We start from the raw sequence: 25,931 nt of genomic DNA on the forward strand, positions 1-25,931 counted from the left end.
GCGCCTTTGACCACCACCTCGGACGGTCTCAGGGCCGCTGCGCGGTCATCCGTGCCGCCGACGCAAGAGTCGAACGGGCCTCGCGTGGCGTGAGACCCGTGCGGATCGCCGCGTCGAGGAGGGCGGGGGCCAGGTCGGGGCCGAATCCGTTCTCGTAGGCCCGGCAGGCGGCCCAGAACAGGCGGGTGTTGCGCTGGCCCTCGTGCGCCGCGAGGACGAACTGGACCAGGCCCTGGCCGTGCCGGCCCGCCGACGAGGGAGTCGCGTGGCGCGGGCGCGGCGGGGGCGTGAGCAGGCGCAGCAGGGCGGGCGGGCAGGGTGCGGGCGGCAGCTGCGCGGTGCCCGGTGCCGTGCTGTAGACGCCGTGGTCGGTGCGCGAGCCGGGGCCGACCAGGTAGCCGCCGGCGCCCCGGACGTCGATACCGGGGGCGAGGCGGCTCGCCGAGTTCGGTACGACGACGTCCGGCGGGCCGCTCAGCCACAGGTGGCGGCCGCCGCTCGGGGTGAGCACGACCACCGTCGCAGGGATCGTGAACAGGTGGCGCAGGGCGAGTTCGCGCAGGGCCGCCGAGGAGTCGGTGCCCGACTTGGTGTCGAGGTCGATGCCGATCAGGTGGTGGGGGTGCAGACCGCAGGCGATGCCGTAGCCGGTGGCCCAGGGCGCGGCGGCGAACAGCTCGCGGATGCGGCGGGGGTCGGTGGTGGCGTCGTACACCCCGTGCCCGAAACGGCCGCATGCGCCGTGGCAGACGGGTGCCGTCGGGTCGGGATCGTCGCGGTGCGGGGAACGCAGGGCCGGCAGTTTCGTACGGGACAGCGGGATCACCGCCAGCCCGCGCTCCGCGGCGGACAGGGCGTGGGCCAGGGCCAGCGTGGTGGCCTGCCGGTCGGTGGTGGCCATGCCCCCATGTTCGTACGTACGTTCGAAAATAGGAAGGGGGCGTTGCGGTTCTCCGAGAGTTCTCGAGGGCTCCAGGGTTCTCCAGGAGCTCTCCCGGGTCTTCTGCGGGAAGTCCCCGGGGTCGCCCGAAGGCGGTCTGACGGCTTCCAGGCGGCGGTGAGCCGGTGGGCCGCGGCCGGCAGCGGAGCGACCCGATGCCAGGTCGCGTGGGTGGATGGCCGTGCAGCAGCACGGCCGGACCGCTGCCGCCGTGCCGCACCAGCAGCCTGGCCCCGTTCCCCTCGCGCCGCGTCAGTTCGAAACCGTCGAACATTCGGCCCCCTCCGCTCCGGCCGTCGCGTCCCGGCTGCCCCGGAAGGCCCGCTTCAGGCGATCGGTGCCCTGAACGGTTCGGTCGCGACAGGCGGCCTTGACAGCCCACCGCTATCTGACGGACAGTCAGAAAGTCTCGCCCAGGTGTCACGAGATCCGGGAGGCCCGCAACGATGCGGCTCGAGGAGGACTTCGGAGCGCGGCTGAAGGCGTACGAGGGCCGGCCGGCCGTCGTCGCGGGCGTCGGCAAGGACCCGGTCAACGCGCCGATGATCCGGCACTGGTGCGAGGCGATGGGCGACTCCAACCCCGCGTACACCAGCCCGGACGCCATCGCCCCGCCCACCATGCTCCAGGTGTGGACGATGGGCGGACTCTCCGGCCACGCGGGGCACACACAGGCGTACGACGAGCTGTTGGCCCTGCTCGACGAGGCGGGCTGCACCTCCGTCGTCGCCACCGACTGCGAACAGGAGTACCTGCGGCCGCTGCGCCCCGGTGACGAGGTCACGTACGACGCGGTCATCGAGTCGGTCTCGCACCGAAAGCGCACGAAGCTCGGCACGGGGTACTTCGTGACGACGCGGATGGACGTGCGCGTGGACGGCGAACCGGTCGGGACACATCGGTTCCGGATCCTCAAGTACGCGCCCGCCGGCAGGCCCGCCCGCACTGAGCCCGTCAGCACCAGGTCCGAGGCCGGACGGCCCCGCCCGGTGATCAACCGGGACAACGCCGGGTTCTGGGAGGGCGTCGCCCGGCACCGGCTGCTGATCCAGCGGTGCGGCGACTGCGGCACCGCGCGCTTCCCCTGGCTGCCGGGGTGCAACGCGTGCGGCTCACCGGAGTGGGACACGTTCGAGGCGAGCGGCGCGGGCACGGTCTACTCGTACGTCGTCCTGCACCATCCGCCCTTCCCGGCCTTCGACCCTCCCTACGCGGTCGGCCTGATCGAGCTGGCCGAGGGCGTCCGGATCGTCAGCAACGTGACAGGGGTGCCCTACGACAAGGTGCGCATCGGCATGCCCGTACGCCTGGCGTTCGAGCGATACGACGAGGAACTGGAGCTTCCGGTGTTCCGCGCCGTCGACGGCCGTGGGGTGGAGCCATGAGGGGGCTGCGCGCGGGGACGGAGCTGCCGCCGCTGGAGATCGAGATCACCCGCACGCTGGTCGTGGCCGGTGCGATCGCCTCCCGGGACTACCAGGACGTGCACCACGACGCCGAGCTGGCCCGGCAGAAGGGCTCCCCCGACATCTTCATGAACATCCTCACCACGAACGGGCTGGTCGGCCGGTACGTCACGGACCACTTCGGCCCGGCGGCCGTCCTGCGCAAGGTCGCCATCCGGCTCGGCGCGCCCAATCACCCGGGGGACACGATGGTGCTGACCGGCACGGTCGAGGAGGTCGACGGGGACACGGCCACGGTGAGGGTGATCGGGGCGAACCGCATCGGCCGGCACGTCACCGGCACGGTCACGGTGACCGTCCCGAACGGGGATGCCGGATGAGCGTACGGACGAGGGACACCCTCGGCGGGCGGGCCGCCGTCGTCGGGATCGGGGCCACCGAGTTCTCCAAGGACTCCGGGCGCAGCGAGCTGCGGCTGGCGGTGGAGGCGGTTCGGGCCGCGCTGGACGACGCGGGGCTCACGCCCGCCGACGTGGACGGCATGGTCACGTTCACGATGGACACCAGCCCGGAGATCACCGTCGCCCAGGCCGCCGGCATCGGCGAACTGTCCTTCTTCTCCCGGATCCACTACGGCGGCGGGGCGGCGTGCGCGACCGTCCAGCAGGCCGCGCTCGCGGTGGCGAGCGGGGTGGCCGAGGTCGTGGTCTGCTACCGGGCGTTCAACGAGCGCTCCGGCCGCCGTTTCGGCTCCGGGGTGCGGCACCGCGAGCCGTCGGCGGAGGGCGCCGCGCTGGGCTGGTCGCTGCCGTTCGGACTGCTCACCCCGGCGTCGTGGGTGGCGATGGCGGCCCAGCGGTACCTGTACACCTACGGTCTGACACCGGAGGCGTTCGGCCATGTGGCCGTCGTCGACCGCGCATACGCAGCGACGAACCCGGCGGCCCACTTCCACGGCCGTCCCATCACCCTCGCCGACCACGCGGCCTCCCGCTGGATCGTGGAACCGCTGCGGCTGCTCGACTGCTGCCAGGAGACGGACGGCGGCCAGGCGCTGGTGGTCACCTCCCTGGAACGGGCACGCGATCTGCCCCACCCGCCCGCGGTGGTCACGGCCGCCGCCCAGGGCGCGGGGCGCGGCCAGGAGCAGATGACGAGCTTCTACCGGGACGACCTGACCGGCCTGCCGGAGATGGGCGTGGTGGCCCGCCAGCTGTGGCGGACGTCGGGAATGGGCCCCGCGGACATCGACGTGGGCATCCTGTACGACCACTTCACGCCGTTCGTGCTGATGCAGCTGGAGGAGTTCGGCTTCTGCGAGAGGGGTACGGCGGCGGACTTCGTGGCCGCGCGGGCGCTGCCGCTGAACACCCACGGAGGGCAGCTCGGGGAGGCGTACCTGCACGGCATGAACGGCATCGCGGAAGCCGTACGGCAACTGCGCGGCACCGCCGCCAACCAGATACCCGGCGCCGCCCGAACCCTGGTCACCGCGGGCACCGGCGTCCCCACCTCCGGCCTGATCCTGACGGCGGACCGATGAGCGGCGCGGGCCGCACCGGCCGTTCGCCCCGGTGCCGTTGCCGTACGTGTCCGGCTCGCCTGCTCCTCCCGTAGTCGTCCCTCAGGGGTGAACCCTCAGGCGCAGGCGCCGGCTTGTCCACCTTCAGGAGGTGGGGGCGGCCCCCCGCTACAACCTGAGGGGGAGGCGTCTTCGGGACCTGCGGCCGATCCGCCGCAAGGGGCGCGATCCTAGCGTGGAGCCATGACCACACCCGTCTGCACCAGCGCTTCGGACGCCGCCACGCCGGCGAGGCAGACCCTTCCGTTCCCGTCGTTCTCGTCGTACGTGAAGGCCCGTCAGCCGGTGCTGCTGCGCACCGCCCGGTCGCTCACCGCGAACGCCAGCGACGCGGAGGACCTGCTGCAGACCGCGCTGACCAAGACGTACGTAGCCTGGGACCGGATCGAGGACCACCGCGCGCTCGACGGGTACGTGCGCCGTGCGCTGCTGAACACGCGGACCTCCCAGTGGCGCAAGCGCAAGGTCGACGAGTTCGTGTGCGACGAGCTGCCCGAGCCGGAGGGCCTGCCCGCCGCGGACCCGGCCGAGGAGCAGGCGCTGCACGACGCCATGTGGCGCGCGATCATGAAACTGCCCGCACGTCAGCGGGCGATGGTCGTCCTGCGCTACTACGAGGACCTGAGCGAGGCCCAGACGGCCGAGGTGCTCGGTGTGTCCATCGGCACGGTGAAGTCGGCGGTGTCCCGCGCCCTGGGCAAGCTCCGCGAGGATCCCGAACTCGCACCGGTGCGCTGAGCGCCGGTGGCCGATCGCGGTGGCGGGTGGCCGATGCGTTGATCGATCATCCCGGGGCCTAGTGACATACCAAGCGGTACGTGCGCAGAATCAGCGCGACCCCTACTGCCGCGTAGGCAATGACGCCCGGGAGGACTCCGTGCTGAGCACCATGCAGGACGTACCGCTGACCGTCACGCGCATCCTTGCGCATGGAGCGCTGGTGCACGGGACGTCCCGGATCACCACCTGGACCGGCGAGGGCGAGCCGCAGCGCCGCAGCTTCGCCGAGGCGGGCATCCGTGCCGTGCAGCTCGCAGCCGCTCTCCGCGACGACCTCGGCGTCCGGCGCGACGACCGGGTAGCGACCCTCATGTGGAACAACGCCGAGCATGTCGAGGCCTACTTCGCGATCCCCTCCATGGGCGCGGTCCTGCACACGCTCAACCTCCGCCTGCCTGCCGAGCAACTGGTCTGGATCGCCAACCACGCCGCCGACCGCGTGATCATCGTCAACGGCTCGCTGCTCCCGCTGCTCGCGCCGCTGCTCCCGAAGCTGCCGACGGTCGAGCACGTCGTCGTGTCGGGCCCCGGTGACCGTTCTCTCCTCGACGGCGCGCGCGCCCAGGTGCACGAGTACGAGGAGCTGATCGCGGGCAAGCCCACGACGTTCGACTGGCCCGAGATCGACGAACGCCAGGCCGCCTCCATGTGCTACACCTCCGGCACCACCGGCGACCCCAAGGGCGTCGTCTACTCCCACCGTTCGATCTACCTGCACTCCATGCAGGTCAACATGGCCCAATCGATGGGCCTGACCGACCAGGACACCTCGCTCGTCGTGGTCCCGCAGTTCCACGTCAACGCCTGGGGCCTGCCGCACGCCACCTTCATGACCGGCGTCAACATGCTGATGCCGGACCGCTTCCTGCAACCCGCCCCCCTCGCCGAGATGATCGAGAAGGAGCGGCCCACGCACGCCGCCGCCGTCCCCACCATCTGGCAGGGACTGCTCGCCGAGCTCACTTCCCGGCCCCGCGACGTCGCCTCCCTCACCCAGGTCACCATCGGCGGCTCCGCCTGCCCGCCCTCCCTCATGGAGGCCTTCGACAAGCTCGGCATGCGGGTCTGCCACGCCTGGGGCATGACCGAGACGTCCCCGCTGGGCACGGTGGCCCGGCCGCCCGCCCACGCCGTCGGCACGGACGCGGAGTTCACCTACCGGCTCACCCAGGGCCGCTTCCCCGCCGGGGTCGAGGCCCGCCTCACCGGCCCCGGCGGCGAGCGGCTCCCCTGGGACGGCGAGTCCGCGGGCGAACTGGAGGTGCGCGGCCCGTGGATCGCGGGCGCCTACTACAACGGTCCGGACGCCGAACCCCTGCGCCCGGCCGACAAGTTCAGCGAAGACGGCTGGCTCAAGACCGGTGATGTCGGCACCATCAGCCCCGAGGGCTTCCTCACCCTCACGGACCGCGCCAAGGACGTCATCAAGTCCGGCGGCGAGTGGATCTCCTCGGTGGATCTGGAGAACGCCCTGATGGCCCACCCGGACGTCGCCGAGGCCGCCGTCGTGGCGGTCCCGGACGAGAAGTGGGGCGAACGGCCGCTGGCCACCGTGGTGCTGAAGGAGGGCGCCACGGCCGACTTCGCAGTCCTGCGTTCCTTCCTCGCCGATGAGCGCGGGATCGCCAAGTGGCAGCTGCCCGAACGCTGGACGATCATCGAGGCGGTACCCAAGACGAGCGTCGGCAAGTTCGACAAGAAGGTACTGCGGCGGCAGTACGCGGAGGGCGAGCTGGACGTCACGCAGATCTGACGTCGGACGTACGGTGGACGGGGCGCTGTTTCACGTGAAACAGCGCCCCGCGCCGACCAGGGGCCGGGGCCCGAGCCTTGTCCCGGGCGGTGACCGCCGAGTATGGCCTGAGCGGCCTCAGTTGGTGCCGATGCGGGCCAGCAGATCCACGATCCGGTCCTGCACTTCGGTGCTGGTCGAGCGTTCCGCCAGGAACAGGACCGTCTCACCCGAGACCAGCCGCGGCAGGTCGGCGGGGTCCACGGCGGCGGTGTAGACGACGAGCGGGGTGCGGTTGAGCAGGTTGTTCGCGCGCAGCCAGTCGACGACCCCGGCCTGGCGGCGGTGCACCTGCATCAGGTCCATCACCACCAGGTTCGGCCGCATCTGCGCGGCCAGGGTGACCGCGTCGGCGTCCGACGCGGCCCGCGCGACCTGCATACCGCGCCGCTCCAGCGTGGCCGTCAGCGCGAGGGCGATCTCCGCGTGCTCCTCGATGAGCAGCACGCGCGGCGGGTGCTGCTCGGAGTCGCGGGGGGCCAGCGCCTTCAGCAGGACGGCCGGGTCGGCGCCGTACGCCGCCTCCCGGGTCGCCTGCCCGAGCCCGGCCGTGACCATGACGGGGACCTCCGCGGCCACCGCGGCCTGACGCAGCGACTGGAGCGCGGTGCGCGTGATCGGGCCGGTGAGCGGGTCGACGAAGAGCGCCGCCGGGAACGCGGCGATCTGCGCGTCGACCTCCTCACGGGAGTTGACGACGACGGGCCGGTAACCGCGGTCGCTGAGCGCCTGCTGGGTCGTGACGTCCGGCGCGGGCCACACGAGCAGCCGGCGCGGATTGTCGAGTGGCTCCGGGGGCAGCTCGTCGTCCATCGGCTGCAGCTGAGGCTGGTCGGCGATCTCCACGGCACCGCCGGGACCGTCGAGCGGCTCGGGACCTTCGTCGGCGTTCTCGTCCGGGGCCCCTATGGCGTACGACCGTCCGGCACCCTCGGTTGCCGGGGCCAGGCGCGACTGCCCGGCCAGGGACGGCTGGGGCGGCACCGGAGCCGCCACGGGCTGGGGGTGCGGGCGCGCGGTCGCCTCCGGGCGCTCACCGGCCGGCTCGGGAGGCGTGCCGAGCTTGCGGCGGCGGCCGGAACCGTTGGATGCGTGCGGGGGAGGCGTCGGCGCCGTGGGGCGGGGCGGGACCCCGGCCGGCGGCGCCTGCCGTGCGAAGGGCACCCCCTGACCGAGCGTGCGCACGCTGATCGCGCGGCCCTGCGTCGGGTGGGAGTCGACGGGGGCGGCCGACTCCGCGGGCAGCGGCTGGGCTGCACGCGGCTGGGGCGTGCGCTGCTGCTCCGGCGGCAGCGGCGTGCCCGCGGACGGGGTGGCCCCCGGCGCCTGCGGTACTGGCATCCCGGCGCCGGTGTCACCGGAACCGGGCCAGGTCCGGGGCTGCTGCTGAGCCGGGTGCGGTGGCACCTGGGTGCCGGGAGCGGGCTGGGGGATCTGCGGGGGCACGGCGGTGCCCGGGGCGGGCCGGGAAGCCTGCGGGGGCACCGGGGCGCCGGCGGTCGGGGCGGCTGCCGTGGGCGTCGCGGCCTGCGTTGCCTGCGGGCCGGGCTGTGTCTGCGCCGCGGGCCGGGGTGCGACGGGGGGTCGGCCCGGCTGCCCCGTCACGGGCTGGGCGGGCATGGCGGCGGGGACCGGCTGAGCCGGGGCCATGGGCTGCCCCGGGGCCACCACCGGTCGGCCCGGCGCCATGGGCACGGGCTGGACGGCGGGACCGGGCTGGCCGGGCGCCGCCTGCGCCGGCAGCGCCGGCCCGACGGGCACCGCCGGGCCGCCCTGCGCGGCCGGAGCGGTCGGCACTCCCTGCGCCGGAACGGGCTGCGGCCCCTGCTGCCCGGGAACGCCTTCAGCGGGGGTGCCGGGCGTCATCTGCGGGGGCACGCCCTGAGGCGGTGTCCCGGTGGCGGAGGCGCTGTCCGGGGCCGGCTGCGGCTGCCCGGGCTCGGCGGCCGGGCGGGCACGGCGGCGGCCCGTGGGCGCGGACACCGGGTGCGGCTGCGGCGGCGTGTGCTCCCCGGCGCCGTCGTGCGGCACGGCGTCATGGCGGCCCTCGTCGGCCGGGACGGCAGCGGCCGTGCTCTGCTCCGGGGTGCGGTCCGCCTCGGCGGGCGGCAGCGCGAACACCGTACGGGGAGCGGCTTCCGCGGCGGCGGCACGCTCGTTCGCGGCAGCCAGGGCACGCCGGCGGCGTCCGGTGGGCGCGGGGGTCTCGCCGGGCGACGAGGTGCCGGAGGCGGCGGGCAGCGCGGGCGGCAGCGCCTGCTGCTCGGTGTCCCGGCGGGCGCGGCGACCCGACGGCGCGGGCACGCCCTGCGGCGGCACGGTTCCGCCGAGTCCGGTGGCTGCGGCGGGGGCTCCCGCGGCGTGCTCGGCGGCGGTCACCACCGAGCCCTCGGCCACGCCCTCGGCGAGGTTCGGCCGACCGCGCCGGCGTCCCGTGCCTCCGGCGGCTTCGGCACCGTCGCCACCGCTCGCCTGCGCCGGAATCGCAGCCTCGGCGGCGGGTTCCTGCGCCGCACGTCGCCGACGCCGCCCGGTGGGCGCCGCGGCCGTCTCGGAGGGGGCGGGGGCGGAGTCGCCGACCTCGCTCTCCAGGAACGCGTCCACGGACGACCGGCGAGCGCGCCGCCGTCCGCCGCCCTGCTGCTCACCCTGCTCGGACAACGCGATCTCGGTCCCGGGCCCCTCCGCCGCGGTGTCGGCCGCGGGCTCAGCCGGGGCCGCCGCGACCGCGCCCGCGCCGCCACCGAGCGGCACTTCGAGCACGTACGCACTGCCGCTCATGCCCGGCACCTCGTGGGTCTGGAGCACACCGCCGTGCGCGCGCACGATGCCGCCGACGATCGGCTGGTGCACCGCGTCTCCCCCGGCGTACGGGCCGCGCACCTCGATCCGTGCGACCTCGCCGCGCTGCGCGGCCGCCACGACGACGGTGTTGTCCATGTAACCGCCCGCCGAGACCGGCGCGTTGCCCGTGGAGTCGACGCCCGCCACGTCCGCGATCAGATGCGCGAGCGCCTGCGCCAGCCGCTGCGGGTCGACCTCGGCCTCGATGGGCGGAGCGTGCACCGCGAACTGGACCCGGCCCGGCCCGATCAGCTCGACGGCGCCGTCGACACCGGCGGCGACCACCGCGTCGAGCATGACGGCCGTCCGCATGAGGTCGTCGTCGCCGGCGTCGAGCCGCTGGTAGCCGAGGACGTTGTCGATGAGCGTGGTGATGCGCGAGTAACCGGCCGCGAGGTGGTGGAGCACCTGGTTGGCCTCCGGCCACAGCTGACCGGCGTCGTCAGCGGCGAGCTTGGACAGTTCACCGCGCAGTTCGTCGAGGGGGCCGCGCAGCGACTGGCCGAGCACCGCGAGCAGTTGGTCGTGCCGGGCGGTCAGCGCCTCGTAGCGGTCCTTCTCGCGCTCGCCGAGGGCGGCATAGCGCTCCTCCCCGGCCGCGATCTCCTCCGCGTGCCGCTCACGCAGCTCGGCGAGCTCGGCGGCATGCTCCTCGCGCAGCCGCTCCAGCTCCTCCTGGTGCTCCTTGGTGACCCGCTCCAGCTCTTCCCGGTGCTGCTCGGCGGCCTCGTCCTTCTCCGCGACGAGCGCGTCGAACGGGCGCCGGTCGGTGAACGTCATCACGGCGCCGACGATCTGGTCGCCGTCGCGCACCGGCGAGGTCGTCAGGTCGACCGGCACCTTGTCCCCGGGCTTGGACCACAGCACCTGACCGCGCACCCGGTGCTTGCGCCCGGAGCGCAGGGTGTCGTACAGCGGCGACTCCGTGTACGGGAAGGGGGAGCCGTCGTCGCGGGAGTGCAGGACGAGGGTGTGCAGCTCCTTGCCGCCGAGGTCGCTGGCCCGGTAGCCGAGGATCTGGGCGGCGGCCGGGTTGACGAGGACGATCCGCCCGTCGGTGTCCGTGCCCACCACGCCCTCGGCCGCGGCACGCAGGATCATCTCGGTCTGCCGCTGCGAGCGGGCGAGTTCGGCCTCGGTGTCGACGGTGCCGGACAGGTCGCGGACGACGAGCATCAGCAGTTCGTCGCCGGTGTAGCCGTAGCCGTCGTAGGCCTGACGGCCGTCCTCCAGGTTGGCGCTCGTGACCTCGACGGGGAACTCGCTGCCGTCCGTACGCCGGGCGATCATCCGGGTCGGCTTGGTCTGTCCGCGCGGGTCGAGGGAGTCGGGGCGCCGCATGGAGCCGGGGATCAGCCGCGAGTCGAACTGCGGCAGCAGATCGAGCAGCCCGCGACCGACGAGCGCTGTCCCGGGCGTCTCGAAGGCCTCCAGGGCGATGGTGTTGGCGTTGACGACCGTGCCGTTGGCGTTGACCAGCACCAATGCGTCGGGGAGAGCGTCCAGTATGGCAGCGAGGCGAGCAGCGCCTCGGGATGGCCTGCTGCTCACGAGACGCTTCCTCCCTGTTACCGCACCTTGCTGACCGCGAGGGCCATCTTGCCAACCGGCCCGCAGCGTGTCACGCGAGGGAGTCTACGGGCAGTCCCGGCGCCCGCGGAGCCGGATGAGAGGGAGGTCGCACGCGGAAGTGACGCAGAAGCTGTGACCGCGCAGGTGGCCGTGCGCGGGGGGTCCGGCGTCGGCGCTCGCTACGAACGAACGTCCGGCAGGAGCGGCACCAGCGCGTCCCAGCGGGCGATCCGGCACCCGTTCCTGCGGTCGAACCACGCGTCGACCGGCCGCCCGGCCCACCGCCCGGTGACATGCGCGGTGGCGGGCCCGCCGTACTGGAGGGTGCAGCGCCTGTCCGGCGGCACCGGGGCGAACGGGTCCCGGCCCCAGACGGTCCGCCGCTCGAGCACGCCGCATGCCCGGCCGGCGGCGGGGTGGGTGCCGCCTGCCGGATGGCACCGCAGCACGTAGACCCCGTCGGCGCCCCCGGTGTGGCGGACGGTGACGAGGAGCCGGTCACCGTGAGGGGCCGGAGGCTGACCGTGCGCGTACGCGGGATCGACCGCGGCGGTGAGAGGCAGAAGAGCGAGGGCCCCGAGGAGAAGAGGGCGGCGGCGAAGGCGGAAGTGGTCCATGCCCTGCCTAACGGCAGCGGAGTGGAGCGGTTGCGGAACGTGTCGGCGGATGCGGGCGAAGAGCAATGTCCGGCGAATCGTCGACGCCCATGGGCCCTGGTGGCGGGCGATACGATTCCGATGAGGCCCGATGCGGCCCAGTGCTTTGCCCTGCGGGCTTGCCGCCTAGTACCGTGGGAGCCGATTGGTGACACCCCGCTCGACTGTGTCATCATCTGCACGCACCACTCGCGCTCGCGCGTGAGCGGTTGTGCTGGAGGCGTCGCCTAGTCCGGTCTATGGCGCCGCACTGCTAATGCGGTTTGGGCCTTAAAGCCCATCGAGGGTTCAAATCCCTCCGCCTCCGCGCTGGATCACCGAAGCCCCGGTCCCTGCGACCGGGGCTTCGCCGTATCCGGGACAAGCCCCGGGAGCCGCTCCCGCCCCACTCCCCGCAGCCGCCCCGGGACCCACCCGGCAGCGCGTTTCCGCAGGTCACAAGGGGTATGGCAAACGGATTTCACATGGCGGCGGCAGTCATGTAATGTTCTTCCTGTCGCCGCGAGCGGGCCGGAAGGACCGGGAGCGGAGACGAAAAGAGAACAAGCACTCGTAGCTTAACGGATAGAGCATCTGACTACGGATCAGAAGGTTGCAGGTTCGAATCCTGCCGAGTGCGCACAGGTCAGAGGCCCCGGATCATTCCGGGGCCTCTGACGTTTCGGGGGCCGTACAGCAGAGAAGTACAGCAACGGTTGACGTCAGCGGTCGATGTCAGCAGGTTCCCGTACCGGTGCCGCCCGTCGCAGCGGAGAGCTTGCCGACCGCAGCCCGCACCAGGACGCCATGGACCACGCCCCGGCGTCAGGCGGTCGAGCGCCTCCCGGCGGATCTGCCCCTGGCGGTGACGCCCGCAGCGACCGTGCGGCGGGCCGAGATGATCACGGCGGGCAGATGGCCATGTACGGCCGGGCCCGTACTCACGACGCTGCCGGGAACTACTCGCCGTACGGCGAGATCCGGGCCATGACCGTGTCGACCGGCCGACGGTCACCAGGAACACGCCGTCGCGGTGTACCGGGACGGGAAACGGAGCGAACGGCCCTCCGGCCCGGGCACCGCCGTCGCGAGTGTCCGGGCCGGTCCCCGCCGGGGCGGCTCAGGTCCTGACCGTGAAGTAGAGCCAGCCGCCCCACGTGGTCAGGTTGGTGTTGTCCTGCGTGCTGTGCACGTACTCCGAGCGCACCCGGAACTTCTGGTTGACCGCGTTGGTGAGGCTCAGCTGCGCAACCGAGGTGCTGTTCGGGTCGAGGTAGTAGCAGCCCGAGGTGGTGAGCGTGTGCCAGGCGCCGCTGTAGTACTCCTGGGCCTGGAACTTCTCGCACTGGCCGGACTTGTTCGGTGTCACGACGGCGGTCACCCGCGGCTTCACCGTGTGGTGGTACACGCGGTAGGTGACGCCGCTGTACGTCGTGCTCGTGTAGTAGCCGCCCAGCGTCTCCGCGATCTTCACCTGGTCGTAGGCCGTGTGGGTGGCTGTGGCCGGTGCGTAGCGGTAGTCGCCCGAGAAGGACGCCGTGAACGTCGTGTTGCGGGTGAGCTTGTACGTGGCCGACAGGTTGCCGCCCGCGTCCACGGTGCCGGTCTTGACCAGTGTCTTCCCGCCGCCATAAGGCTGGGCGTAGATCGAGACCGTACGGCCGTTGTACGTCGTGCCCAGGTGGGCCGTGACGGTGGCGGTCGCGCCGTACGCGTACGAGGAGGCGTTGGTGGTGACGGACAGGGCCGTCGCGGTACGGGACACCTGGACGATCGCGGACGCGGTGGCCGCCTCGTGGGAGGCGTCGCCCGGGTAGCTGACCGTGTAGGTGTTGGCGCCACCGATGGACGGCGTGTCCTTGACCGTGATCGTGCCGTCGGTTCCCACGGGCACGGTCCACTGCACGGGTGTCGTGGTGTGGGCGGCGTCCGTACGGGTCACGGTGACCGTCTCGCCGTTGTCGTACGGCGCGTCGCTCAGCGCGCCGCTGAACGTCAGCGCGGTACCGCGGGTGGCGGTCGCGGGCGCGTTCAGCGTCAGGGCCGGGGCGTACGGGGAGACCTGGAAGGAGGGATCGGAGGACGTCGGCTGGTGCGTGGTGTCACCCGCGTACGACAGGTGGTAGGTAAACCTTCCGGCGCTGCCCGGGGCGTCCGTGACGGTGAACTCGGTGGTGGCCGGGTCGACCGCGACCGACGGGAGCTGCGTCGTCTGCTGGGTGTCCTCGTTCGTCCTGGACACCTGGATGGTGGTGCCCTCCGGGAGACTGCCGAGGCCCAGCTGGGTCATGAGCGAGCCGGTGAAGACCACCGAACGGGGCGCCGCCGAGCTGATGTCCGGGTTCGTGATGGTGGTCGGCAGCTTCGCCACGTGCACCGTCAGCGAAGCCGTCGCGGCGCGGTGCGTGGCATCGCCGGCGTACGTCACCTCGTAGGCGTACGCGCCCTCGTCCTGCCTGGTGTCGCTGATGGCGAACGATCCGTCCCGGCCCACCGTCACGTCGGGCAGTGCCGTGCCGTCGCGGGTGACCTGGAGCGAGGCACCGGCCGGTATGAAGCCCCTGGTGCTCAGCGAGCCGGTGAACGTGAACTGCTCGGTGGGGACCGCGTACTTCGGGGGGTTCAGCGACAACTGGGTGTCGCTGAGCTTGGCGTCGCTCAGCACGTTGAGGGCGTAGGCCCCCGAGGAGTCCTGCGTGACGGCGTAGAGCGTCCGGCCGTCGCCTCTCCACTCCAGGCCGTCCGGGGCCACGCTCCCGGACGGGAAGGTGACGTGGTTCTCGGCGAGGTTGTTCGACCCGGCGTACAGGTACAGGCCGGCGGCCGAGCCCGAGGGGCTGCCGACGGCGATCGTCCCGTCGGCGTCGACCGCGAGCGAGTTCGGGCCGGGAGTCACGCCCCCGGTGTAGTACACGTTCGGGCTGGCGGCGGAGAGGTCCGAGGTGCGGTAGGTGTGCAGGGCGGGCTGCTGCGGGGCGGCGAGCAGCACCTCCGCGCCGTCACCGGTGACCTGGAGCCCGGTCGCCGTGCCGCCGTAGACCAGGGTGTCGGCCATGACCGACGCCGTCTGGGAGGAGACGTCGAAGGTGGCCACGTGGCTGAGGTTCTGCTGCGGTTCCTCGGCTGCGAGCACACCTCCGCCCGTCGCGAGCAGGGGTGCGACCGACCAGTGCGACATCGAGGGCTGAGGCGTCGCCGCCGGGTCGGCGGCGGACGGATCCACCGATCCGATGGCACCCTTGCCGTCGGCCGTGTATCCGTACCAGACCCTGCCGCCCGCCACCGCGACGGAGGCCGGGGCGCTGCCCGTACCGGTCGAGTAGCGGGCGGACTCGGTGAGTTTCGCCGTGTCGATGGCGGCGACCGCGTCGCCGTCCGAGAGCGCCGCGTAAAGCGTGGCGCCGTCGGCGGACAGCGCCAGACCAGTGGCGCCCGGCTCGTTCTCGATGGTCGTGACGGGGGTGCCGGACAGGTCGGTCACCACTACGCCGGTCGAGCCGGCACCCTGGCTGAAGAAGATGTGCTGGTGGGCGCCGTCGACCAGCATGTGTGAGTAGTGGGACAGCGGCAGAGCCGCCGTGCTGTCGGCCCAGGCGGCGGAGCCGGTGAGGCCGACGGTGACAGTGGTCAGCCCGGCGACGACCGATATCGCCGCGGTGACGGAGACCTGCTTGAGGCTCATGGAGCTCCTGTTGAAAAGGTGAACAAGCAAGTCGGACGATAACCCCTGCCACTGACGAAGCTGTCTTCGCAAGAACTCCTCCTCCCCCACAGGAGCACAGGGGTTGCCCCGTTTCGCGGCCACAGCCATGACACCCGCGCACAGTGCCGCAGGTCAGCGCCTTGCACCCGGCCTGGTAAAAGGTTGGTGCCGATGGAGGCGGCGAGTCGGCAAGTGAGCCACCGCCAAGCGCCGGTAGCTGTCCGAAGACGGACAAGCCGGCCCGACGGGCGCAAAAAGCGCTGCTGCCCGGTACGGCGCACGCCGCGACGCAGAGCACCACCGCCGACCTGCTCACCATCACGTGCACCCCGGCCCGGCCCGTCACCGGCGCCGCACACCGTGAGGCTCAGCTTGCGGAGGTTCGTACCAGGTCGGCGTACAGGATGATGTTGTCCGGGCGGTGGCCCGCACGCAGGTCGCCGCCGCAGGTGATGACGCGGAGTCCGGGGCGGGGGGTGTCGCCGTACACCCGCTGGGTGGGGAAGTGTTTCTTGTCCACCTGCTGCAGGGTGCGTACGGCGAAGACGGCGGTGGAGCCGTCGGCGCGGTCGACGGTGATGGTGTCGCCGGGGCGCACGCGCGCCACGTTCTGCAGGACGGCGGGCCCGTTGACGGTGTCGAAGTGGCCGATGAGTACGGCCGGGCCCGTCTGGCCGGGGGTCACGCCCTCCCGGTACCAGCCGATGCGGTCGGCCTCGGCGACGGAGGGCACCTGGACGGTTCCGTCGGCTGCCAGGCCGAGTTGGAGGACGGGGGAGGTGTCGACGCCGGCGGCCGGGATGCGGACCCGCACGGGCACGGATGCGGGCAGCGGGGCCGGTGAGGACATGGGCGAGGACGCGGACGCGGGCGACGGCGATGGGGTGGAGGCGGTGATGTTCGCCGCCGGGCCGTGTGCGGCGGATGCCGGGGTGCCGGAGTGTACGGCGATGACCGTCATCCAGCCGCCGACGGCCAGTGCTGCCGCCGACGTGGCCGCGATCCAGCGCAGACGGCTGCGGGAAGGCGGGGACGGGGGTGGGGCGTCCTGGGCTGGGGGCGCGTTCATCGGGGTTCCTCCGGACTTCCTCGGCTGGGCTGGGGGAGACGCCGACGGCGGGCCGCCGGTGACGACCGGTGGCCCGCCAGGTGCGGTGGTGACGGGGGATCAGACGCCTGCGCGGCGGCGGCGCACCACGTAGCCGAGGCCGATCACACCGCCCGCGGCCAGGACCGCGCCGCCCGCCAGCAGCGCGGTGTCCTGCGAGCCGCCGGTGCCCTCGGCGCCCGCGGCGACGGCGCCGGTGGGGACGACCTTGGTCTGGGTGGCCGTGGTGGTCTGGGTGGTGCCCGTACCGGTGCTGTTGTGCTTCGAGGTGCCCGTGCCCGTGCCGGTGCCCGTGTTCAGGCAGCCCTTGGGCAGCTTCGGGAAGGGCGTCGTGCGCCACGGTGCCGGGTCGCCCTGGGAGCGGTCGAGGAGGAGCGGGGAGGTGGTGTCCGCGTTCTTGATCTTGAGGCCGTTGGCGAGGTCCTCGGGGTGGGCGCGGTCCACGGTGGACACCGTCTTGCCCTTGTCGTCCTTGAGCACGGCCTTGGGGCCGGCCGAGAGGCTGTTGGTCAGGTCGACCGTCCAGCCGCCGAAGGCGGAGGGGATGGTCTGCGTCGCGGTGCAGTGCGTGTCGGTGCCGGACGGGCCGTCGGCGGCGAAGGCGACGGCCGGTGTGAGAAGGGCGCCGGCGAGGGCGGCGGTGGCGACGGCGACGCGGAGGGTGAGGCGGTGGCGCGCGAGCACGGCAGACATGGTGATCCCCCCCAGGGATGACAAGAGTGGTGAGGCAAGGAGAGCGCCCCGCGTGGTTTTCCGTCCGGCCCCCCGGTTTCGGCCCTTGCGGTGTGCGATGCAGTTAGTGTCACTGATCACATAACCGTGATCGATACGGGAACCGTCACCGCTGTGTAACAGCGCGACGGCTCACCTCTCCGGCCGCCAGGACGCCCCGCGTTCTCCGTGTCGTAGCGCTCGCGGGCTGCGCGGACCGCGTCGACATGGTCGCGTTGTCAGTGGTGGCGCCTACTCTCATCAGTGATGACTCACGTGTGGAGATGTGCGGGGCTGCGGTGGGGTGAGGGCGGGCCCGTGCTGGCGTGGGAAGGGGGGCGGCACAGTGCGCTGGTGCGGGGGAAGCGGGTGGCCTTCGCGGTGGTCGCGGGGGGTGTGCGCCGGTGCGTGGGGGCACGGGGGCATGGGTGTGCGGCGCGGGCCGTGGTGCCCGGGCGGAGTACGGGCGGGCGGTGCGAGGAGTGCGCCCGCCTCGACCGGGCCCGTTCCGTCGCCGCTGATACCTTCGCCGACGATCCGCGGCCGTACCGCGTCTATCTCGCCTGGTTCGGGCCCGGCATGGTCAAGGTCGGGATCACCGCGGCCGAGCGGGGCTCCGCGCGGTTGCTGGAGCAGGGTGCCGTCTGTTTCACCTGGCTGGGGTGCGGGCCGCTGATGGCGGCGCGGCGCGCGGAGGAGCTGCTGCGGGCGGCCCTCCGGGTGCCCGACCGGATCCCGTACGCCGACAAGCGGGCGGTGCGGGCCGCGTTGCCGCCGACCGGGGAGCGAGGCGCCGAACTGGAGGAGCTGCACGCCCGGGCCGTGGCGCTGGGCGGCTGGCCGGAGTCGCTGGAGCGGGCGCCGTTCCTGGCCGTCGACCACGGCGGGGTGTTCGGGCTGGAGGGGCTGCCGCCGATGGACGGCGTGGTGAGCGAGCTGGTGCCGGGCGCGGGGATGAGCGGCGATGTGCTGGCGGCCGCCGGGCCTGATCTTCACCTCGCCACCGGGCGCGGGGTCCTGGTGCTGGACACGCGACTGATGACGGGCTGGGAGCTGACGGGCGCCGAGCGGGACGAGGTGACCGTGCCGGTGCGGGAGGTGGGGGAGGCGGGGGTGCAGGACGGGCTGTTCTGACAGCCGCTTCCTCGTTGGCCGAAAGCCCGCCCTCCACTCGGGTCCCGTTCCGATCCCGTTCGGAAAGGGGCTGGACGTCCGTGCCGCCGTGACCGATCGTGGCGACATGAGCGATCACCGCGTTGCGCCTGTCACCGCCCATGAACCCCCCTACTACGCCGTCGTCTTCACCTCCGTGCGGACCGAGGACGCCGAGGGGTACGGCGAGACCGCCGAGCGGATGGAGGAACTCGTCCGGGTGGTCCCCGGGTTCCTCGGGATGGACCAGGCCCGGACGCCGGGCGGCCTGTCGATCACGGTCGGGTACTTCCGGGACCTGGCCGCCATCGAGGAGTGGCGGAGCGACCTGCAGCACCGCGCCGCCCAGAAGCGCGGACGCGCCCAGTGGTACGAGGCGTACACCCTGCACGTCGCCAAGGTCGAGCGCAGCCATACGTTCGAGCGGGATCCGGCGCGTGAGTGAGCGGGGCGGGTCGCCCTGGGGGCGTCGTACGGTCCCCCTCTGATGCCGCGTCACGGGATCTTCCCAGGAGTTCCCTGAGAGGCGCCTGTGCGCTTCTCAGGAAAATCACAGATTCGTGAAAGGGCGCTCTCAGAGGACCCCGACAAGGTGTCCACCATGACCACGACCTCGCCCCAGGGGCGCACCGAACTGCTGAGGCCGGACGGGAGCCCCGTCCGAGTGCTGGTGGTGGACGACGAGCTGTCGATCACCGAACTTCTGTCCATGGCCCTTCGTTACGAAGGCTGGCAGATCCGCAGCGCGGGTGACGGGCAGGGCGCGATTCAGACCGCGCGTGACTTCCGGCCCGACGCCGTCGTGCTCGACATGATGCTCCCGGACATGGACGGCCTGACCGTCCTCGGCCGGCTGCGGCGCGAACTGCCCGACGTGCCGGTTCTGTTCCTCACCGCCAAGGACGCCGTCGAGGACCGGATCGCGGGACTGACGGCCGGCGGCGACGACTACGTCACCAAGCCGTTCAGCCTGGAAGAGGTCGTGGCCCGGCTGCGCGGACTGATACGGCGGTCCGGTGCCGCCGACCGCCGCTCCGACTCCGTGCTGGTCGTCGGGGACCTCATGCTCGACGAGGACAGCCACGAGGTGTCCCGGGGCGGGGACAACATCCACCTGACCGCCACCGAGTTCGAGCTGCTGCGTTTCCTGATGCGCAACCCGCGGCGCGTGCTCAGCAAGGCGCAGATCCTCGACCGCGTGTGGTCGTACGACTTCGGCGGCCAGGCCAACGTCGTGGAGCTCTACATCTCGTACCTGCGCAGGAAGATCGACGCGGGCCGCGAGCCGATGATCCACACCCGCCGCGGCGCCGGTTACATGATCAAGCCCGCGGCGTCATGAGCAGGCGACGACGGCCGCGTACGCAGAGGCGAGGACGACAGCCGCGCACGCTGCGGACGCGGCTCGTCGTCTCGGCGGTCAGTCTGATCGCCGTGGTGTGCGCCGTGATCGGCACCGTGACGACCATCGCACTGGGGCAGCACCTGTACGGGGAGCTGGACGGGCAGGTGGCCGATGTCGGCAAGGGTGTCTCGGGTCCGCCCAGGGGGAGCCTGTCCGGCCTCGGGAACGGTCATCCGGGCGGCCCGGACAACCTGAAGGGCGATGCGTCGGGGAACTCCTCCGGGGCCGCGACGGCGCAGGACAGGTTGGACGACTTCATCACCAGGGGACCGGCGCAATCCGACACCGTCGCCGCCCAGACGGACTCCACCGGTGCCGTCAGGAGGGCGGTCATCAAGAAGGAGGTCTCCTCCAGCAGCTCCGGCTTCGAGCGGATGAAGGCCGTCGAGCTGTCCCGGGCGCAGACCTCCGCGCTCGCCTCCGTCCCCCGTGACGGCAAGGTGCACACCGTCACGCTCCCGGGGCTCGGGGACTACCGCGCCAAGTACGTCACCGGCGCCCACGGCACCTTCTACGTCGCCCTGCCCACCCGGACCGTCACCAACACCATCGACACCCTCATCATCGTCGAGGTCAGCGTCACCGCGGCCGGCCTGGTCGCCGCCGGCATCGCCGGTTCCGTGCTCGTCGGGATCGCCCTGCGGCCCCTGCGCAAGGTCGCCGCGACCGCCACCCGTGTCTCCGAACTCCCCCTGCACACCGGTGAGGTGACCCTCAACGAGCGGGTCCCGGAGTCCGAGACCGATCCGCACACCGAGGTCGGGCAGGTCGGGGCCGCCCTCAACCGCATGCTCGACCATGTCCACGGCGCCCTGCACGCACGGCAGCAGAGCGAGATGCGGGTACGGCAGTTCGTCGCGGACGCCAGTCACGAGTTGCGCACCCCGCTCGCCTCCATCCGCGGGTACGCCGAGCTGACCAGACGGGGCCGCGAGGAACAGGGCCCCGACACCCGGCACGCCCTCGGCCGGATCGAGTCCGAGGCCGGGCGCATGACCCTCCTCGTGGAGGACCTGCTGCTGCTCGCACGGCTCGACGCAGGCCGCCCGCTGCAGTTCGCGCAGACCGACCTCGTCCCGCTTGTCGTGGACACCATCAGCGACGCGCGCGCCGCGGGCCCCGACCACAACTGGCGGCTCGAACTGCCCGACGAACCCGCGCTGGTGTCGGCGGATGCCGCACGGCTGCAACAGGTGCTCGTCAACCTGCTCGCCAACGCCCGCACCCACACCCCGCCCGGCACGACCGTCACCGCACGCGTGCAGCGGCGCGGACCGTGGCTGTGCGTGGACGTCCAGGACGACGGGCAGGGCATCCCGCCCGATCTGCTGCCGCGCGTCTTCGAGCGGTTCGCGCGCGGTGACTCGGGGCGCTCCCGGGCGACCGGCTCCACCGGGCTGGGGCTCGCCATCGTGCAGGCCGTCGCGACCGCGCACGGCGGCGCCGTCACCGTCGACAGCGTTCCCGGGCACACGGTGTTCACCGTGCATCTGCCGGCGCTGACCCCGCGCGTGCCCTCGCCGGCCCCCGAAACGGCCTGGCAACAGCACTCACAGGCACAGCACAGCGCCACCACACGGGTGCAACAGGGCGCTTGAGAAGAGTCGGTCCCATGCGAACCGACTCTTCTCCCGGCACCCTGCCGGCGCGGGAGCACCTCCCGGCCGCAGGAGCCGGTACGCCTGTCCTGGACGTAGTGATCCCCGTCTACAACGAGGAGAAGGACCTCCAGCCATGTGTGCTCAGACTGCACGAGCACCTCAAGCGCACGTTCCCGTACGCGTTCCGCATCACGATCGCGGACAACGCGTCCACGGACACCACCCCGCAGGTGGCGGCGCGGCTGGAGGAGCGGATCGGCGAGGTGAGGTCCTTCCGGCTGGAGCAGAAGGGCCGCGGCCGGGCGCTGCGGACCGTCTGGTCCGCCTCGGACGCCCCGATCCTCGCCTACATGGACGTGGACCTGTCCACCGACCTCAACGCACTCCTCCCGCTGGTCGCGCCGCTGATCTCGGGTCACTCCGACCTGGCGATCGGGTCCCGGCTCGCCCGCAGCTCCCGGGTCGTGCGCGGCCCCAAGCGGGAGTTCATCAGCCGCGCCTACAACCTCATCCTGCGCGGCTCGCTGCAGGCCCGGTTCTCCGACGCGCAGTGCGGCTTCAAGGCGATCCGCCGTGATGTGGCCCAGGTGCTGCTGCCGCTGGTGGAGGACACCGGCTGGTTCTTCGACACCGAGATGCTGGTGCTCGCCGAGCGGGCGGGACTGCGCATCCACGAGGTGCCGGTCGACTGGGTCGACGACCCGAACTCCACGGTGAACATCGTGAAGACGGCGACCGACGACCTCAAGGGCGTGTGGCGCATCGGCAGGGCGCTGGCCACCGGTTCGCTGCCGCTGGACCGGCTGGCCCGGCCGTTCGGTGACGATCCGCGCGACCGCGACCTCAGAGACGTGCCGAAGGGCCTGGCCCGCCAGCTCGTCGGCTTCTGCGTGGTCGGCGGCCTGTCCACCCTTTTCTATCTGCTGCTCTACAGCGTCTTCCGGCAGTTCTCGGGCTCGCAGATCGCCAACGCGCTCGCCCTGCTGGTCTCGGCGGTCGCCAACACGGCGGCCAACCGCCGGCTCACCTTCGGCGTCCGCGGCAGGGGTGGCGCCGTCCGCCATCAGGCGCAGGGCCTGGTGGTCTTCGGCATCGGCCTCGCCCTGACCAGCGGCTCCCTCGCGGCCCTGAACGCGGCGACGAGCGACCCGGCGCACTCCACCGAGCTGGCGGTGCTGATCGCCGCCAACCTCGCGGCGACCGTGCTGCGGTTCCTGCTCTTCAGGGCCTGGGTGTTCCCGGACCGCCGCGACGACACCCCGACGCCCCAGGCCGAGGTGCCCCACCGGCGTCACACCCCGGGGACGCCCGCCTACCAGCCGCTCCCGCCGCTGCCCCAGCGCCACGCGACGCCGCGCCGTTCGTACGACCCCGAGTACGACACCACCCCCTTCCGCGCCGGCGCCGACGCGGACCGCACCCCCTTCAGGGACGCCACCATGCCGTTGCAGCCGGTGCGCCCGCAGGACACCGACCCGAGGGACTACCGATGACCACGCAGTACGAACAGCCGACCCATCAGGGGGGTGCGGCCCCCCACGCCTGGGGACCGCCCCGGACCGCTCCCCCGCAGACACCCGCCATGCCACCCGCTCCCGCCCCCGGAGCCGGTGAGCCCCAGCAGCCGCTCACACGCAGACTCTGGCGCGGCCGGCCCGAGGACCCCTGCTGGGCGCGCCCCGCGTTCCTCGGCCTGCTGCTCGCCACCGGGCTGCTGTACCTGTACAACCTGAGCGCCTCCGGGTACGCCAACTCGTTCTATTCGGCGGCGGTGCAGGCCGGCAGCAGGTCCTGGAAGGCGTTCTTCTTCGGCTCGCTGGACGCGGGCAACGCCATCACCGTAGACAAGCCCCCGGCCTCCCTGTGGCCGATGGCCCTGTCGGTCAGGATCTTCGGCCTCGACTCGTGGGCGATCCTCCTCCCCGAGGTCGTCATGGGCGTCCTCACGGTCGCCGTGGTGTACGCGGCCGTCCGGCGCCGGTTCAGTCCGGCGGCCGGTCTGATCGCGGGCGCGGTGCTCGCGCTCACCCCGGTCGCGGCGCTGATGTTCCGGTTCAACAACCCGGACGCGCTGCTCGCGCTGCTGATGGCGCTCACCGTCTACTTCGTCGTCCGGGGCCTGGAGGACGGCCGCACCAAGTGGCTGGTGTGGGCGGGGGTCGCGGTCGGCTTCGCCTTCCTGACGAAGACCCTTCAGGCCTTCCTGATCCTGCCGGCGCTGGCGCTCGTGTACGGCGTCTGCGCCCCGGTGAAGCTGAGGAAGCGGCTGCTGCAGCTGGGCCTCGCGACCGTCGCGCTGGTCGTCTCGGGCGGCTGGTGGGTCGCGATCGTCGAGCTGTGGCCGGCGTCCTCCCGCCCGTACATCGGCGGCTCGCAGAACAACTCCTTCCTGGAGCTGACCTTCGGCTACAACGGCCTCGGCCGCATCAACGGCGACGAGACCGGCAGCGTCGGCGGCGGTGGCGGCGGCAACGGCGGCCGGTGGGGCGCGACCGGCTGGGACCGCATGTTCAACTCCGAGATCGGTTCCCAGATCTCCTGGCTGCTCCCGGCGGCGCTGATCCTGCTCGTCGCGGGCCTGGTGCTCACCCGGAAGGCCGGGCGCACGGACCTGGTCCGCGGCTCGTTCCTCGCCTGGGGCGGCTCGCTGCTGATGACCGCCGCGATCTTCAGCTACATGGCGGGCATCTTCCACCAGTACTACACGGTGGCCCTCGCCCCCTACATCGCCGCCCTGGTCGGCATGGGCGTCACGGTCCTGTGGGAGGAGCGGTCGAGGACGTGGGCGTCGCTCACGCTCGCGGCCACCGCCACGGCGACCGCGGCCTGGGGGTACGTGCTCCTCGACCGCACCCCGGACTACCTGCCCTGGCTGAAGTGGCTCGTCCTCGTCGGCGGCCTGGTCGGCGCCCTGGGGCTCGTCTTCGTGGCCCGGCTCGGACGGCAGCTCGCGCTCGCCGCGGTGGGCCTCGGCTTCGTGGCCGCACTCGCGGGACCGACCGCGTACACCCTCAGCACCGTGAACCAGGGCCACACCGGGTCGATCGTCACGGCCGGTCCGGCGGGCGCGAGCAGCATGGGCTTCGGCGGTCGCGGCGGCCCGGGCGGTGGCGGTATGCGCGGCGGCTTCGGCGGCGGTGTGCCGGGCCAGAACCAGCAGCAGGGCAACGGCAGCACGCAGGGCCGGAACGGTCAGCAGGGCTTCCCCGGCGGCGGCACCGGCACCGGCGGATTCCCGGGCGGCGGTGTGCCGGGCCAGAACCAGCAGCAGGGCAACGGCAGCACGCAGGGCCGGAACGGTCAGCAGGGCTTCCCCGGCGGTGGGCGCACGGGTGGCGGCGGCATGGGCGGTGGCGGCGGCATCGGCGGCCTGCTCGACGGCGCGAACGTCAGCTCCGCGGCCAAGACGCTCCTGGAGAAGGACGCGGGCAACTACACCTGGGTGGCCGCGTCCATCGGTTCGCAGAACGCCGCGAGTTACCAGCTCGCCACCGGCGACCCGGTGATGACGATCGGCGGGTTCAACGGCAGCGACCCGTCCCCGACGCTGGCCCAGTTCCAGAAGTACGTGGCGGAAGGAAAGATCCACTACTTCATCTCGGGCGGCGGCTTCGGCGGCCGGGGCGGGGGCGGCGGCTCCAACGTCTCGTCGCAGATCAGTTCGTGGGTTCAGCAGAACTTCAAGAAGGTGACGGTCGGTTCGGCCACCTTCTACGACCTCACGCAGAAGACGAGCGGCGGCTCGAGCAGCAGCTGACGGTTCCCCGCACCGAGCGGTGGGCCGGGCACCCGTGCCCGGCCCACCGCTTTTGCGTCTTCAGCTGCACGCAACTCACCGTGCGAGGCGGCGGCGTTGCTGCATCGGGTGGAGAGGGAAGACTTCGGAGGTGGTGGTCGCCTGGGAGCGGAACGTCGGGAAGGTGTGCCATGGTGAAGGCAGCCCAGCGGACCAGCGTCTGGCTGGAGGGCAAGGCGCGCCGTGGCGGGCGCGGGGGCGGGCAGCCCTCCGGGCTGGACCGGGAGCGGATCACCGAGGCGACCGTACGGCTGCTGGACGCCGAGGGGCTCGCCAGGTTCTCCATGCGGCGGCTCGCCGCCGAGCTGGACGTGACGGCGATGTCCGTCTACTGGTACGTGGACACCAAGGACGACCTGCTGGAGCTGGCGCTGGACGCTGCCTTCGGGGAGGTGCGGCTGCCGCCCGGCGACACCGGGGAGGACTGGCGCGACCAGCTGCGGGACCTCGCCGCCGAGTACCGGGCGCTGTTGGTGCGCCATCCCTGGCTGTCGCCGCTCGCCGGGACCTTCCTCAACATCGGCCCGCACGCGGTCGCCTTCTCGCTCGCCGTGGAGCGGGTGATCCGGCTGACCGGGCTGCCGGCGCACGGCCGGATGGGCGCGATCTCGGCGGTCTTCCAGTTCGTGTACGGCTTCGGCACGATCGAGGGCCACTTCATCGCCCGCTGCGCGGCGGCAGGGCTGAGCCAGGACGAGTACTTCCGCCACGCCATGAGCGCGGTGACCGAGAGCCCGGATCTGAGCGAGATCGTGCACCGGTCCGCGGACCTCATGCAGGCCCGCGGCGGCGACACGGTGGAGGAGATGCGCGAGCGGGACTTCGCCTTCGCGCTGGAGACGCTCATCGCGGGGATCGAGGCGATGGTCGCCCGGGGGTAGAGGCGTCCCTGGCCCCAAGGGCC

Annotated in this window: 18 protein-coding genes and 2 tRNA genes; 14 read left to right on the forward strand and 6 right to left on the reverse strand. The window is 72.5% G+C overall.

The window, feature by feature from the left end; translation table 11 throughout:
* Positions 1-28: 28 nt before the first annotated feature.
* Entirely contained in the window at positions 29-901 is an 873-nt protein-coding gene (locus ACFYZE_RS06150) for a bifunctional DNA primase/polymerase (RefSeq protein ID WP_388989256.1), read from the reverse strand.
* 485 nt (positions 902-1,386) lie between these two features.
* Here ACFYZE_RS06150 and ACFYZE_RS06155 point away from each other — a divergent pair, with 485 nt between their 5' ends.
* From ACFYZE_RS06155 to ACFYZE_RS06175, 5 genes are all read left to right on the forward strand, one after another.
* Complete coding sequence (locus tag ACFYZE_RS06155) at positions 1,387-2,325, forward strand: bifunctional MaoC family dehydratase N-terminal/OB-fold nucleic acid binding domain-containing protein (protein ID WP_388989259.1); 939 nt, start codon at positions 1,387-1,389, stop codon at positions 2,323-2,325.
* Positions 2,326-2,330: 5 nt separating this feature from the next.
* Positions 2,331-2,726, forward strand: a complete 396-nt coding sequence (locus ACFYZE_RS06160) for a MaoC family dehydratase (protein ID WP_388989556.1) — start codon at positions 2,331-2,333, stop codon at positions 2,724-2,726.
* Positions 2,723-3,889 (forward strand): lipid-transfer protein, encoded by a 1,167-nt coding sequence (locus ACFYZE_RS06165; RefSeq protein WP_388989262.1) that lies wholly within the window; start codon positions 2,723-2,725, stop codon positions 3,887-3,889. Before ACFYZE_RS06160 ends, ACFYZE_RS06165 begins: the two co-directional genes overlap by 4 nt.
* Positions 3,890-4,111: 222 nt before the next feature.
* Positions 4,112-4,666 carry a SigE family RNA polymerase sigma factor gene (locus tag ACFYZE_RS06170; RefSeq protein ID WP_388989265.1) on the forward strand — a complete coding sequence of 185 codons (555 nt, stop codon included), beginning with the start codon at positions 4,112-4,114 and terminating at the stop codon, positions 4,664-4,666.
* A gap of 139 nt (positions 4,667-4,805) precedes the next feature.
* A complete protein-coding gene (locus tag ACFYZE_RS06175; RefSeq protein WP_388989268.1) occupies positions 4,806-6,461 on the forward strand; it encodes a long-chain fatty acid--CoA ligase in 1,656 nt (551 codons plus the stop codon).
* Positions 6,462-6,578: 117 nt separating this feature from the next.
* Here ACFYZE_RS06175 and ACFYZE_RS06180 read toward each other — a convergent pair whose 3' ends face one another.
* Complete coding sequence (locus ACFYZE_RS06180) at positions 6,579-10,895, reverse strand: PAS domain-containing protein (RefSeq protein ID WP_388989271.1); 4,317 nt, start codon at positions 10,893-10,895, stop codon at positions 6,579-6,581.
* A 200-nt stretch (positions 10,896-11,095) separates the two neighbouring features.
* The gene (locus tag ACFYZE_RS06185) at positions 11,096-11,533 is read right to left on the reverse strand and encodes an SSI family serine proteinase inhibitor (RefSeq protein ID WP_388989274.1); all 438 of its coding nucleotides are present in this window, start codon (positions 11,531-11,533) and stop codon (positions 11,096-11,098) included.
* A 255-nt stretch (positions 11,534-11,788) separates the two neighbouring features.
* Between ACFYZE_RS06185 and ACFYZE_RS06190 the strand changes: the two genes are divergently transcribed.
* Positions 11,789-11,879: transfer RNA gene (locus tag ACFYZE_RS06190), tRNA-Ser, on the forward strand.
* A 239-nt stretch (positions 11,880-12,118) separates the two neighbouring features.
* Positions 12,119-12,191, forward strand: a tRNA-Arg gene (locus ACFYZE_RS06195).
* A gap of 480 nt (positions 12,192-12,671) precedes the next feature.
* On the opposite strand, the gene ACFYZE_RS06200 is transcribed toward ACFYZE_RS06195, so the two are convergent.
* The 3 genes from ACFYZE_RS06200 to ACFYZE_RS06210 all read right to left on the reverse strand — a co-directional run bounded on the left by ACFYZE_RS06200 (position 12,672) and on the right by ACFYZE_RS06210 (position 17,055).
* Complete coding sequence (locus tag ACFYZE_RS06200) at positions 12,672-15,233, reverse strand: hypothetical protein (protein WP_388989277.1); 2,562 nt, start codon at positions 15,231-15,233, stop codon at positions 12,672-12,674.
* A gap of 388 nt (positions 15,234-15,621) precedes the next feature.
* On the reverse strand, positions 15,622-16,323 hold the full coding sequence (locus tag ACFYZE_RS06205) for a class F sortase (protein WP_388989281.1): 702 nt from the start codon (positions 16,321-16,323) through the stop codon (positions 15,622-15,624).
* Between the two features lie 99 nt (positions 16,324-16,422).
* The gene (locus tag ACFYZE_RS06210; RefSeq protein ID WP_388989283.1) at positions 16,423-17,055 is read right to left on the reverse strand and encodes a hypothetical protein; all 633 of its coding nucleotides are present in this window, start codon (positions 17,053-17,055) and stop codon (positions 16,423-16,425) included.
* A gap of 285 nt (positions 17,056-17,340) precedes the next feature.
* On the opposite strand from ACFYZE_RS06210, the gene ACFYZE_RS06215 reads away from it, so the two are divergent.
* The 7 genes from ACFYZE_RS06215 (at position 17,341) to ACFYZE_RS06245 (ending at position 25,908) form a co-directional block, all read left to right on the forward strand.
* Entirely contained in the window at positions 17,341-18,207 is an 867-nt protein-coding gene (locus ACFYZE_RS06215; RefSeq protein ID WP_388989286.1) for a DUF2797 domain-containing protein, read from the forward strand.
* A gap of 106 nt (positions 18,208-18,313) precedes the next feature.
* Complete coding sequence (locus tag ACFYZE_RS06220) at positions 18,314-18,670, forward strand: antibiotic biosynthesis monooxygenase family protein (RefSeq protein ID WP_388989289.1); 357 nt, start codon at positions 18,314-18,316, stop codon at positions 18,668-18,670.
* 156 nt (positions 18,671-18,826) lie between these two features.
* A complete protein-coding gene (locus tag ACFYZE_RS06225) occupies positions 18,827-19,567 on the forward strand; it encodes a response regulator transcription factor (RefSeq protein WP_388989292.1) in 741 nt (246 codons plus the stop codon).
* A complete protein-coding gene (locus ACFYZE_RS06230; protein ID WP_388989295.1) occupies positions 19,564-21,228 on the forward strand; it encodes a sensor histidine kinase in 1,665 nt (554 codons plus the stop codon). Before ACFYZE_RS06225 ends, ACFYZE_RS06230 begins: the two co-directional genes overlap by 4 nt.
* 14 nt (positions 21,229-21,242) lie before the next feature.
* Positions 21,243-22,724: a glycosyltransferase gene (locus ACFYZE_RS06235; RefSeq protein ID WP_388989298.1), complete on the forward strand. Its 1,482-nt coding sequence runs from the start codon at positions 21,243-21,245 to the stop codon at positions 22,722-22,724.
* The gene (locus ACFYZE_RS06240) at positions 22,721-24,988 is read left to right on the forward strand and encodes a glycosyltransferase family 39 protein (RefSeq protein WP_388989301.1); all 2,268 of its coding nucleotides are present in this window, start codon (positions 22,721-22,723) and stop codon (positions 24,986-24,988) included. The genes ACFYZE_RS06235 and ACFYZE_RS06240 overlap by 4 nt, the downstream gene beginning before the upstream one ends.
* 170 nt (positions 24,989-25,158) lie before the next feature.
* Positions 25,159-25,908, forward strand: coding sequence for a TetR/AcrR family transcriptional regulator (locus ACFYZE_RS06245; RefSeq protein WP_388989304.1), 750 nt, complete (start codon positions 25,159-25,161; stop codon positions 25,906-25,908).
* The last annotated feature ends 23 nt before the right edge of the window (positions 25,909-25,931 follow it).

This window comes from Streptomyces sp. NPDC001796 (genome assembly GCF_042892355.1).
Classification (GTDB): domain Bacteria; phylum Actinomycetota; class Actinomycetes; order Streptomycetales; family Streptomycetaceae; genus Streptomyces.